Origin of the sequence: Methylotuvimicrobium sp. KM2, from assembly GCF_038051925.1 — a bacterium.
Taxonomy (GTDB): Bacteria; Pseudomonadota; Gammaproteobacteria; order Methylococcales; family Methylomonadaceae; genus Methylotuvimicrobium.
In genome coordinates, this window is record NZ_CP150634.1 from 4,992,058 (window position 1) to 5,002,976 (window position 10,919).

General features: G+C 46.6%; 14 protein-coding genes and 1 tRNA gene. All 15 read right to left on the reverse strand.

Translation table 11 applies throughout. The features are described 5' to 3' along the window. Window positions 1-95 precede the first annotated feature (95 nt). Window positions 96-374: an AlpA family phage regulatory protein gene (locus WJM45_RS21040; RefSeq protein ID WP_341326958.1), complete on the reverse strand. Its 279-nt coding sequence runs from the start codon at window positions 372-374 to the stop codon at window positions 96-98. Between the two features lie 153 nt (window positions 375-527). Further along, window positions 528-1,451 carry a hypothetical protein gene (locus tag WJM45_RS21045; RefSeq protein ID WP_341326959.1) on the reverse strand — a complete coding sequence of 308 codons (924 nt, stop codon included), beginning with the start codon at window positions 1,449-1,451 and terminating at the stop codon, window positions 528-530. Window positions 1,452-1,668: 217 nt separating this feature from the next. Beyond that, window positions 1,669-1,908: a hypothetical protein gene (locus WJM45_RS21050; RefSeq protein WP_014150449.1), complete on the reverse strand. Its 240-nt coding sequence runs from the start codon at window positions 1,906-1,908 to the stop codon at window positions 1,669-1,671. A gap of 10 nt (window positions 1,909-1,918) precedes the next feature. Then, window positions 1,919-2,506 carry a hypothetical protein gene (locus tag WJM45_RS21055; protein WP_341326960.1) on the reverse strand — a complete coding sequence of 196 codons (588 nt, stop codon included), beginning with the start codon at window positions 2,504-2,506 and terminating at the stop codon, window positions 1,919-1,921. Then, complete coding sequence (locus WJM45_RS21060) at window positions 2,469-2,906, reverse strand: hypothetical protein (protein WP_341326961.1); 438 nt, start codon at window positions 2,904-2,906, stop codon at window positions 2,469-2,471. Before WJM45_RS21060 ends, WJM45_RS21055 begins: the two co-directional genes overlap by 38 nt. After that, window positions 2,903-3,286 (reverse strand): hypothetical protein, encoded by a 384-nt coding sequence (locus WJM45_RS21065; RefSeq protein ID WP_341326962.1) that lies wholly within the window; start codon window positions 3,284-3,286, stop codon window positions 2,903-2,905. The genes WJM45_RS21060 and WJM45_RS21065 overlap by 4 nt, the downstream gene beginning before the upstream one ends. Window positions 3,287-4,432: 1,146 nt before the next feature. Then, a complete protein-coding gene (locus WJM45_RS21070; protein ID WP_341326963.1) occupies window positions 4,433-4,681 on the reverse strand; it encodes a type II toxin-antitoxin system HicA family toxin in 249 nt (82 codons plus the stop codon). 57 nt (window positions 4,682-4,738) lie between these two features. Next, window positions 4,739-5,053 (reverse strand): hypothetical protein, encoded by a 315-nt coding sequence (locus WJM45_RS21075; protein WP_046061723.1) that lies wholly within the window; start codon window positions 5,051-5,053, stop codon window positions 4,739-4,741. A 91-nt stretch (window positions 5,054-5,144) separates the two neighbouring features. Then, the gene (locus WJM45_RS21080) at window positions 5,145-6,317 is read right to left on the reverse strand and encodes an integrase arm-type DNA-binding domain-containing protein (protein WP_341326964.1); all 1,173 of its coding nucleotides are present in this window, start codon (window positions 6,315-6,317) and stop codon (window positions 5,145-5,147) included. 151 nt (window positions 6,318-6,468) lie between these two features. Continuing rightward, a tRNA-Ser gene (locus WJM45_RS21085) sits at window positions 6,469-6,558 on the reverse strand. 426 nt (window positions 6,559-6,984) lie between these two features. Continuing rightward, window positions 6,985-8,331 carry a tRNA uridine-5-carboxymethylaminomethyl(34) synthesis GTPase MnmE gene (gene mnmE, locus WJM45_RS21090; RefSeq protein ID WP_341326965.1) on the reverse strand — a complete coding sequence of 449 codons (1,347 nt, stop codon included), beginning with the start codon at window positions 8,329-8,331 and terminating at the stop codon, window positions 6,985-6,987. A gap of 7 nt (window positions 8,332-8,338) precedes the next feature. Next, window positions 8,339-10,033 (reverse strand): membrane protein insertase YidC, encoded by a 1,695-nt coding sequence (gene yidC, locus WJM45_RS21095; protein ID WP_341326966.1) that lies wholly within the window; start codon window positions 10,031-10,033, stop codon window positions 8,339-8,341. Window positions 10,034-10,038: 5 nt separating this feature from the next. Next, complete coding sequence (yidD, locus tag WJM45_RS21100) at window positions 10,039-10,260, reverse strand: membrane protein insertion efficiency factor YidD (RefSeq protein ID WP_341326967.1); 222 nt, start codon at window positions 10,258-10,260, stop codon at window positions 10,039-10,041. Further along, window positions 10,242-10,610, reverse strand: coding sequence for a ribonuclease P protein component (gene rnpA / locus WJM45_RS21105; protein WP_341326968.1), 369 nt, complete (start codon window positions 10,608-10,610; stop codon window positions 10,242-10,244). Before rnpA ends, yidD begins: the two co-directional genes overlap by 19 nt. A 4-nt stretch (window positions 10,611-10,614) precedes the next feature. Next, window positions 10,615-10,749: a 50S ribosomal protein L34 gene (gene rpmH, locus WJM45_RS21110; RefSeq protein WP_084685550.1), complete on the reverse strand. Its 135-nt coding sequence runs from the start codon at window positions 10,747-10,749 to the stop codon at window positions 10,615-10,617. Window positions 10,750-10,919: the final 170 nt, after the last annotated feature.

A 10,919-nucleotide genomic window follows, 5' to 3' on the forward strand; every position in this document is an offset into this window, starting at 1 on the left:
GGTCGGACCTAGCAGAATAACTACGTCTCGATCAGCGGGCTTGTTATTAAGCCCCCTGGAATAAGGAGGCATTGTTTTTTTGCGATCCATATTTATTAAGCGGAGCGGTAATTCTCAGGGTCTTTCAGATATTCCCGAATGTCCTCAGCGCGCCAGGCGGCTATTCGTCCAATTTTCAGTGGCTTCGGAAACCGTCCGGAATTAACCTGTGACCACAGCATCGTTCTGGACATTTCGCAAACGCCTATGATGCCTTTTTTGCGATCGCCAAGGATTCCATACGCACGGACAAGAGATCCGTCTGGGGGCAGTACGAACGGTTGCAACTTTTTTTCCGGCTCAATGCTTTTGGGGGGGTGTGTTTCGTTTTTCATTTTTAACCTCGTCTTAAAGTTCGGGGTAAATTTTAAAATGGTGGAAAAAGTATTTAGACTTTTAATTAGTACGCTGAAAGGTCGAGCGTACTAATTTTCCAAATTTCGCGGGTTAGAGGACTAAACTAATTAGTACGCTCAGCTTTGAGCGTACTATCGATGGCAATCGATGCCGCTTTTAGCATCCGTTTTGAATCGTTCGTGCGCTATTTTTAAGTGTTTTCGTATAAAGTCATGGCTCACAGCCACGCTAATAGCCGCTATCTGGCCCGCTATGCTTCTTTTATTTACGGCGCCAGATTTTTTTAGATACGCAGGCCCTGTTAATGGATCGCGCTTCCCGTCCCCCGGATACCGGTATTCGAACAAACAGGCGGCAAAGGCCAGCATGACCGTCCGTAGTTCTTCGACTGAATAATCTGCGCGGACGTTATCTAGCGGCTCGAGCAAGATATTAATTACGCTCTGTCGGTTAATCCTTAACTGATAGTCGCCTTGTATTTTGGGCATTTCACCAATTATCCAATCGGCGAATTCTTCAGCTGATTGAGTTTTCCCTAATTCAAATTTGTGAACGAGTGCCATGCCTTTAATGAAATCGATCGCTTTCCTTGCATCCAGCTTGTTCCATTCTTCTGTACCCGGCGTTTCCAATTGAGCCTGCTCGAGATTAGGATCACCTTTGAATGGGAAAGGCACATGTTCAGCAATATCGCACGACTCCAGGTGTTCAACTTCGAAAAACAAATCGCCTCTGTCAGGGATCCGGTTATACCGAACGTCATTCAAATACACGCTGTCTTCCGAACTGCTGGGCATTAGCACGTACAGGTTACTCGGGCATTTTTCGCCGTGCTTGGCAAAACCCGCATCATCAGCCGTTAGCGAGAAAACGCCCTTGACTCGCCGGGACTCGCTGACCGGCATGAACAGCATCATCTTTCTGCTGTGACGCGATTCTCGATAATGATCCTCATCACTCGCGAACCGTTCGAACTGCCGATAGTCCGCACCATCGACAGAGCGCCACCAACGGCCACGCCCGATAAAATAAACTTCAACTGCATCAAAATTCATAGTAAGCCGCCTTACTTAGCCGTCATAAGGTGCGGACGGAAGCGGGTTGACGGCATTCCCGCTTATCGGCCCGTCGGCCTATCCGTCCGCTAACTGGTTAAATCTTTGACGCTGACGCCAAAAGGTGTATTATCGGCATGTCACGTCATCGAGTGGTCGCCGGTCCGGCGTTAAGCCTCGTCATCTAAACTAGCCGGACCGGCATTTTTTATGCCTATTATTCGCTCGAAACCTCCTCAGTAACGTTCTTTCCGTATGCTATATCAAGCAGGCGATAAACAAGCGCATCCTGCTGTTTCATTATCAAATAAGCCAGGTCCCCGGGGCCATCTAAAGTTGCTCCTTCGCTAGTTCCTCCGGCGATGCAAAGCAATTTAGAAAATCCACGGAGCGCTTCGTGCGTTGATTGCAGGCTTTCGGCGAGTTCAATCAATTCTTCGTTTTTAGTTGTAGCCATCTGATTTCCTCTAATCAAGTGATTCGTAAGTGTTCCCGTCAAACCCGGTTGCTATCTGGCGGAAACGTTTTGGATCGGGGTTTTCTTTGGCAATAATTTGCTCTCGGCCGCTGTGACGGAGCATAAACGACTCGGTAATTTTTAACGAAGTCACTGCTAATTTGAAATTCTTTAAGAATCCATCAAGTAGATCTGCCAGTCGTTTTAAAACCGGGCTCAGTATGAGCCAGGTCTGGCCGACCGCTGTTTTCTCCTGGCTCTGCAAAATCAACATGTCCAATGATTCCAATTGTTTGAAAGCATTGTCAATGTGCGGGCTGCGATAAAGTTCAGCAACTTTTTTGGCGTCCGGTTTATCGCTTCGGTAGACTTCGACAACGTGGTTGGCAAATCGCCGGAAAAGCATTGCTACCGGCCTTAGCAATATCGCGAATCGCTGCAATGATTGCCCGTCTTCGCTGGCTGCGTCGGACATTTCGAGCAGTGAGCAGATTGTTTCCAATCGAACGATTTCTGTTTCGATTTCCTCTTGGAAGTTGAGCAAAAAAGTCAACGTCGATTTATGCGGTTGCGGTGCAATGGTGGATTGGGTATTCATGTTTTTTATCTCCAGGGATTGATTTGCTTGGTGTGTTCGCCGATTTTGCTAGGCGTCGGCGCAAGGCTTCGGCGATAGCCCGCGCGGGTGGTTTCTCTGATCGAAAAATTAAACAGATAAACAGGGTCGCATCGATAAAAACTAGCGATTGTATTCCGCTGGCGGTCGGTGTCGGGATTCTTCGCCGGCCTGCGGTGGGTAGTCCTGCCAGTGTTGAACCGCTCCAGGCAATGTCGAGCACTCGGCAGAGATCCTTTGCACATAGCCAAGGTTTGCCGGCGTCGTCGCTTATTATCCGAACGTCAACATGGACCGACCGCAAGATCGATTCAATATCGATCAACTCAGTTGCGGCAAAAAGCCGGTATAGAAACAATGTTGATTCAGTTTTGTGGCTCATCGCTTGCGCTCCAGCTTTGCCCATTTTTCGAACAAATCAGAGCCGTTGGTAAAAAACTGATGCACCTCTTTGATGGTCGCTCTGGCATCCAAACGTAGCACAGACATGCAGTCTTCGAATAGCTGTATGTCTAAGCCCCGTAATTCGGTCAGGTCGAAAGGGAATCGAGGGCCGTTGTAGAGCCCGAGCAGAAATCGTCGTACTTTCGCCGCCTGGCCAGTATCGCCGCCGGCAATTTTCGCCAAACGGCCTAATGCGGGTACTCCTGCTTCTAGTGCTGATTGGCGTTCGGCATCGAACGCGTTTAGCCTGTGTAGAAATTCATTAACGGCTTGGTTACGGTCTTCTTCGTGGGTGTCGGCGGGGTTGTATGCGGCCATGACTTAGCCCTCCAATGGTAGCTGGAGGTTGTATCCGGACTTTAGCAGGATGCTTAAGTCGGCGGCCGATAGAGTTTCGATTCTGAAGCGCGCTATAACGCGATTTCGGCGAACGAGATTAAATTGGAATGTTGATTGATGCGCGGGTGAGGGTGCGCGTGATGCTTGAGTGGTCATAGTGGTGACTCCGTAGAATGTTTAATTCCCGGCAACCACAACGCCAATTATGGGGGCCGGACTGATGAAGTTGGCGTACCGGCTTCTACGAGACCGGCCACTCTTTCGAGTGCCCCATCAGCCCGACATGAAAGCTGATTTTACGCGTAAAAAAACCGCTGTGCAGCGGCTTTACGCCGTAGAAGTTCCGGAACGCCAATTCCGTGCTGATTTGTATTAATCAACGGTTTTAAGATTAGACTTGTTGTTTCTGTTCGTCAAGTCTTTTTTGATACTTTATGCGTCGAGGTGTTTTATTTGCCTTACCTCCACCTGGAACACATTTGTGTTCCAGTAAGGTGATTGTGGTCGATTTTTTGGCTAAAAATACACTAAAAAAACGCCGTTTTTCTGATGGTTTATGGAAAAAAATTAAATAAAAACAGAGCGATAAGAAAAAAGCCACTGAACCTAGTGTAATTTCATTTTACCCCCCCCCTATGTAATTTCGTGTTCCGCGTGTTCCACCCCCTATTTTTTGCCATTTTCCATTATTAAATCAATAACATAGCCGGAACACAGGCAGCAAAATTTTGTGTTCCACCCTAAATTTTGTGTTCCGGCTGAGGGGTGGAACACAAACCGTGTTCCGCGGAACACAAATTTCTCTGCCTGTGTTCCGGCTGTAGCCCTTTATTTATAAGGGATAAAGGGTAAGTGGAACACAAGGAACACAAAAATATTATATATAAGGGTCTTTTTTTTTCTTTTTGGCGAGAGGGGCCTATTTTGCCGAAAAATTGAAGCCGGAATTCCCTTCGCTGGATGCGGATCTATTCAAGACGACTATGCTGTGAATTGTGACGATGTTCTTTTTATGGTGCGGCATTTCCGGACCATAAAAGGTATTGGGTATCGAGCAACCAACTTTGCGATCGGTGTCGGCTGTTCGATCCCTGTCTTATAAGGTAGGTGATGTTCGGGAGGGGGTTATTTGATTAACCGGAAGATGCGGTAAAACTCTTTTTTGGTTATGCCGGCTTGGGCGGCCATGCTTTTGATGAGCGTTTGCGTAAAAGGGGACTTTGGGCAATCGACGGTAACCTTATACAGAGCGCCATCGTGTTCTTTTACCCATTGCTCGTGTGATGTGCCTTTTTGCGGTCTGGCAACGAATCCCAAGTATGCCAGGATCCTTTTAACCTCTTTGCAGGTTAGCGGAGGGTATTGACTGCTCATACAGGGCGTAGAGGTAGGGGGCGTTTTTTAGGAATCTGTACCGTACAAATGTACTGCTCATGCAGGGCGTAGCGGTAGGGTTTCGTCGAATATTTTTTGGTGAGTATGGTAAAGCGCGATTTTTAGCCGAATGATTTGATATCTAAGCCATAGAGATAGCGGTGCGCTTCTTGAGAGTAATTGCGCTGCATAGGGTTTGTCGTCGCCGATAAGTGCATCATGAACGTATTCACGGATCATCGATTCGAGTTTGGTTTTAGCTTCCTCGTATGTGTCCCCTTGAGCGGCCAGGTTGAAATTTAAGCATACGGCCACCCAGCAATCACCTTCTTGTTCGGCATAGCATTTCATAATCAGTTGTTCAGGATTCATGGCGCACCTTTTTTGTTTATTTCGGCTTTTATAGTATAGAGCGGTTTGTTTGTGCACAATAGGCATCGGGATTTTGAATTAAGCACGAGGGCTATTCTTTGCACTTTTCCAAGAAGTTGCCCCAATGCTGCATCATCTGTCGCCGTTCCGGAAGTAGTGTCGATCGATCATAAGCCGCTTTGCTTTTGTTGCGCTCGCTGTGTGCCAGTTGCTTTTCGATCATATCGGAGCGAAAACCGGCTTCATGCAATAGTGTGCTGCCGGTTGTTCGAAAGCCGTGCATCGTTTGACGGCCTTTGTATCCCATCCGTCGAATGGCCATGCCGGGCGCTTCCCGGCATATGTGTTTGTCGCCAGTACCGTGAAAGCTGGCGAATACAAATCGGCTTGATCCGGTGAGCGGTCTGATTTCATTAAGAATTGAAATTGCCTGTGTGCTAAGCGGGACTGCGTGAGGACGACGCATTTTCATTTTTTCGGCATCGAGCTCCCATAGCCTTGTATCGAGGTCGATATCGTCCCACATCATTGAAACCAGATTGCCCGGCCTGGCGAATACATACGGTTGCAGAGCGAGTGCCATTCGGACTAGAAAGGATCCTTCGTAATTATCGATAGCACGAAGGAGTGCTCCCAGCTCTTTAGGGTCTTCAATGGCTGCGAAACTTCCGCGCGTCGGCGCCTTCAGTGCGCCACGGAGGTCGGCGGCAACGTCGCGCGCGGATCGACCGGTGGCAATGGCGTATCGTAGCACCTGCCCAATGATCTGCTTGGTTCTCGCTGCCGATTCGAGCGCACCGCGTTTTTCGATACGACGGAGGACTTCGAGCACTTCGGGTGCTGTCAGTGCGCTAACCGGTCGATTGCCAAGCCAGGGGATAACATCCGCTTCGAGCATGCGCTTGACGCGAACATAATGCGTTTCGCTCCATTCGTGTTCGTGCTGGCCGAGAAATTCAACTGCGATCGCTTCGAAGGTGTTTTTCGTGAGCCCAGCTTTTTCTATCCGCCTGGATAAGGCAGGATCGAGACCACTTTTTACTTGTTGCTTTGCTTCGTGCAGTGCGTCTCTAGCCTGCCGCAACGAGGTTTCAGGAAAGGTGCCCAGTGCAAGTGTCTTTCGTTTTCCGCCAAAGCGGTAATCGTAGCGGAAATATTTTCCACCATTGGGATGCACAAGCACATAGAGGCCGTCGCGGTCGGTCAGCTTATATTGCTTGTCGCGCGGCTCCGCATCGCGTAGATCTTTAACAGTGAGAGTCATTTGACGGTATATCCTTTTTTCGTTGACGGTATACCGTCAAATATACCGTCTTATTATGCAAACTTAAAAGGATTTAATGAACGGAATGTTTAATAAAATGCCTTTAGTATCAATCTTTAAAAACACTAAAGGTTGCCATGAAATGTAGATATGGCGGAGGGAGAGGGATTCGAACCCTCGTGGGACTTGCGTCCCCCACTGATTTCGAGTCAGGGCCGTTCAGCCTCTCCGGCATCCCTCCGCAAAAAATACAGTTTTATCTTACCTTGTCATGTCTAATCTTAGAAGCGGAAATATTCAACGCTATGCAATTCTAACATTTTTTACTCTACGTATTTCAATTATGAAGATCATAACCTAAAGCGTTTAGAGTTCGTTCATAAATAACTTGCCTATTTTTAATGCAAGGTAAGCAGGTTCGGTAACTCGATTAATAAGTGTCGGCGGCAGGGCAGATTTTTTGCTCCTGCAAAATCTGCCTTCATACCATCCATGGCAATCAATTTTCGCCGTTAAGCCTAAATGGACGTATTTACGGTGTCCTGCCAAGCGAGAAATCGTACCCTCTTCCACCCTGAGTGTATCGAAAAGCAATCATTGACTATTTCCTAAATGGTTTATTTAGTAGGAAAGAGAACCGTTTCAACTGCTAACGCGAACATCGTCTTTATTTTCCTATACAAAAGCTGGAAAAGATCAGACCTAGCAAGTCATCGGACGAAACAGCACCAGTAATTTCACCGAGACAATGCTGCGCTTGTCTGAGATCCTCGGCCACTAATTCCCCAGCTTGATGGTTTTGTAATTGCGCTTGAGAACTCTGAACGAACTTCAAACCCTTTTGTAAGGCTTCGATATGCCGTCTCCGAGCTATGAAAACATTGTCGGTTTCGGATTGATAACCGACGCTGTTTTTCAAATACTGTTTAAGAAGATCAAGGCCTTGTTCTTTTTTGACGGATAAATAAATCTGAGTGCCTTGTTCGGATTCTCGAATTTCAGGTTCGATGCCGATTAGATCGATTTTATTGTAGATTTTAGTGACGGGTACGTGTTCGGGCATGTTTTCAATTATTGATTGATGCTCGGGATCTGTGGCATCGATCATCAATAAGACTTTATCGGCCCGATTCATTTCCTCTCGTGCTCTGCGTATGCCTTCTTTTTCAACGGCATTGTCGCTGTCGCGTAAACCTGCCGTGTCGATGATATGCAGCGGCATGCCGTCGATTTGTATGCGTTCTTTCAACACGTCGCGTGTAGTGCCGGCAATGTCGGTCACAATCGCAGCGTTATGGCCGGCCAAGGCATTCAATAAACTGGATTTACCGGCATTGGGTTTACCGGCCAATACGATCGTCATTCCATCGCGTAGCAATCGACCTTGTCGCGCAGTCGACAAGATAGTTCGAAGTTTTTCCGCCAATCGGTCGATACGATTTTGCACAACTCCGTCACCGAGAAAATCAATTTCTTCGTCGACGAAGTCGATGGCGGCTTCAACATAGATTCTGAGTTCGGTTAGTTCTTCAACTAATTCGTTAATTTGCTTTGAAAATGCACCCTGCATCGATTGTTGTGCGGAACGCGCCGATTGTTCGGTACTGCTTTCTATCAAGTCGGCAACCGCTTCAGCTTGCGCTAAATCAATTTTACCGTTAAGAAAGGCGCGTTCGGTGAATTCGCCGGGCCGTGCCAGTCGGGCTCCTAGCGATAAGACGCGTTTGAGAAGTATATCGAGAATGACCGAACCGCCATGTCCTTGCAGCTCAAGAATATCTTCGCCGGTATAGGAAGCCGGGGCAGGGAAATAGATGGCGATGCCCGTATCGATGAATGAACCGTCGCTATCGATAAACGGTGTCAATACGGCATATCTTGGCGGTAACGGACGATCGGTTAATTTAGCGGCAATAATAGAAACCGCAGGTCCCGATATCCGTACAATGCCGACGCCGCCGTTTCCGGGCGGCGTGGCAATCGCGGCAATGGTATCGTTGGTACCGATATCCACTCAGGTTTTACTTAGCATCTTCCAGGTTTTTAGTGATGTACCATTGTTGGATGATCGACAGCGTATTGTTGACCACCCAGTACAAGACCAAACCGGCCGGGAAAAATAGAAAGAATACCGTGAATACGATCGGAAACATTTTCATGATTTTCGCTTGCAACGGATCGATCGGGGCAGGGTTTAGACTTTGCTGAATTTTCATCGTAATGCCCATCAGGATCGGCAAAATAAAAAACGGATCTTGCGCCGATAGATCCTGTATCCACAACGCAAACGGAGCTTGACGCAATTCAACGGTTTCGACTAATACCCAATACAAAGAAATAAATACCGGAATCTGAACCAATATCGGTAAACAGCCTCCTAAGGGATTGACTTTCTCCCGTTTATACATGTCCATCATTTCTTTGTTGAAACGCTGTCTGTCATCGGCAAAACGTTCTTGCAGTTCTTTCAGACGGGGTTGAATTTTGCGCATTTTTGCCATTGATCGGAAGCTGGCTTGCGACAATTTAAAGAACAGCAGTTTGATACATAAGGTCACACCGATAATAGACAAACCCCAGTTACCGACAAAACCATGAATTTGATTCAGTAACCAGTAAATCGGTTTGGCAATAATCGTTAACCAAGCGTAGTCGACGGTCAATTCCAACCCTTTGGCGATTTCTTCCATCATCGGCTGGATTTTCGGTCCGGCAAACAATTGTGCGTTAAATTCCATTTCTGAATTCGGCTCGACCGTAAACGCAGGAGAATAGGAACCGATTACGTAACGCCAGTCTTTGAGGTCTTTAGTGTAAAACGTGTTTTCTTGATCCTTGGGCGGAATCCATGCCGCAGCAAAATAATGCTGAATCATCGCGCTCCAACCGCCTGTCGTTTTGACATTCAGTTTATCGCTCGCCATGTCGTCGAAACTGACTTTTTGATACTTATTCTCTTCGGTATAAACGACGCCGCCGGCATAGGTTCTAATAAAAGTATTCCCTACTTCATCTTTATACGGAACTCTTAACAATTGCTTATATTGCCGGCCGGTCCAAGGTTGTGTCGAATCGTTTGAGACTGTTTGATTGACGCCAATAGCATAACTGCCGCGTTTAAAGGTGAGCGTTTTAGTGACAGTCAACCCTTCGTTATTGGTCCATGTCAACGGTACAGTGATAGTGTCTTGATCTTCACTTAAATAGTATTGATCTTTTTCATAGTTAAATACGCTATGGTGAGTAGCTGCATTTGCCGAACCCTCGGCGGCAATCAAACCGCTTTGCGCCAGAAATAATCTTTCCGCGGTACTATCGAATAAGCGGATCGGACTAAGATCTTTTTCCGGTTTCGAAAAGCCGAATAGATTCCAAACCCATTCAACAGCGGTGTTTTCTTTTTCACGAGGATATTTCAGCAAATCGAGGTTGCGAATCGTGCCGCCTTTGGGATCGATTTCCAACGCAAGAACATCGGTTGTTACAGTGATAATAGCGTCCGGTTCGGTTACCTCGGTAACTATGGGTTTTGCTTCAGCGCGTGACTCGGCTTGCGGTTCGCCGGTTGCCGTGGGCAAGTCTTCCTTAAGGTCTTGCGGCGTTTGTTGTGCGACGGGAGTTTCGCGTTTTGGACCGTAATCGATTTGCCATGCATCATAGAGCATATAGATCAGCATTGCAAAAGTAACGACTAATATAAATCTAATGTTATCCATTCTTTTTACCAAATTTTTTCTGGAACAGGATCAAGCCCGCCTTCGTGAAAAGGGTGACACTTTAATACTCTTCGGAATGTAAGATAGGTGCCCCGGGCGGCTCCATGTTGATGGAGCGCCTCTAAGGCATAGCAGGAGCAGCTGGGATAAAAACGACAGTTTTTACCTAACAATGGACTTATAAAGTATTGGTATAACTTTATAATTGCTATGAGTAAGACTCGCATCGGTTTACCAACCTAAGCCAATGCCTTGCCAATGACTTTTGTAATTGTTCCGGTGATGCATTGAGTGCATCTTTTCGGGCCATGACAACAACATCAATATTGATCAATTCGTGTTGTTGTAGTCTAAAGCTTTCCCTGGCAGTCCTTTTGAGCATATTTCTGTCCACAGCCTTTTTAATGATTTTTTTCGCAATTGCCAGACCCAGTCGAGGATGATTAAACTCATTCCTAACCGCCAGTAATGTGAAATAAGCATCACTCGATTTTACCGGTCTGGTAAAGACTTTTTTATATTCAGAAGGCTTCCTTAACCTTAACTGCGGCGGGAAACTAAATACCTTGTTCGTCAATCAATTAGACTGTTAGTTTGGCACGGCCCTTGGCTCTACGGGCGTTAATGACTTTGCGACCGCCTTTGGTCGCCATTCTGGCACGAAAACCGTGAGTTCTTACGCGTTTAATTTTACTGGGTTGATAGGTTCTTTTCATGGCCTGTAATCCTGGTTCAGATGATTGTTAACAAAAACGGATAAAAAAGATCCGGGATGATAGAATAAACGCCGGTTTATGTCAATTATGTCGGCACTGATTTGATTGCTGTATAGTGGCATATTTTTTTTATAATATCATCTATTTACTCTTCGCTACCTTCTTAAATA

Excerpts from the sequence above, each read along its gene's own strand:
- WJM45_RS21040 (WP_341326958.1), bottom strand. The coding sequence starts at position 374 with ATGAAAAACGAAACACACCCCCCCAAAAGCATTGAGCCGGAAAAAAAG.
- WJM45_RS21045 (WP_341326959.1), bottom strand. The coding sequence starts at position 1,451 with ATGAATTTTGATGCAGTTGAAGTTTATTTTATCGGGCGTGGCCGTTGG.
- WJM45_RS21050 (WP_014150449.1), bottom strand. The coding sequence starts at position 1,908 with ATGGCTACAACTAAAAACGAAGAATTGATTGAACTCGCCGAAAGCCTG.
- WJM45_RS21055 (WP_341326960.1), bottom strand. The coding sequence starts at position 2,506 with ATGAATACCCAATCCACCATTGCACCGCAACCGCATAAATCGACGTTG.
- WJM45_RS21060 (WP_341326961.1), bottom strand. The coding sequence starts at position 2,906 with ATGAGCCACAAAACTGAATCAACATTGTTTCTATACCGGCTTTTTGCC.
- WJM45_RS21065 (WP_341326962.1), bottom strand. The coding sequence starts at position 3,286 with ATGGCCGCATACAACCCCGCCGACACCCACGAAGAAGACCGTAACCAA.
- WJM45_RS21070 (WP_341326963.1), bottom strand. The coding sequence starts at position 4,681 with ATGAGCAGTCAATACCCTCCGCTAACCTGCAAAGAGGTTAAAAGGATC.
- WJM45_RS21075 (WP_046061723.1), bottom strand. The coding sequence starts at position 5,053 with ATGAATCCTGAACAACTGATTATGAAATGCTATGCCGAACAAGAAGGT.
- WJM45_RS21080 (WP_341326964.1), bottom strand. The coding sequence starts at position 6,317 with ATGACTCTCACTGTTAAAGATCTACGCGATGCGGAGCCGCGCGACAAG.
- yidC (WP_341326966.1), bottom strand. The coding sequence starts at position 10,033 with ATGGATAACATTAGATTTATATTAGTCGTTACTTTTGCAATGCTGATC.
- yidD (WP_341326967.1), bottom strand. The coding sequence starts at position 10,260 with ATGCGAGTCTTACTCATAGCAATTATAAAGTTATACCAATACTTTATA.
- rpmH (WP_084685550.1), bottom strand. The coding sequence starts at position 10,749 with ATGAAAAGAACCTATCAACCCAGTAAAATTAAACGCGTAAGAACTCAC.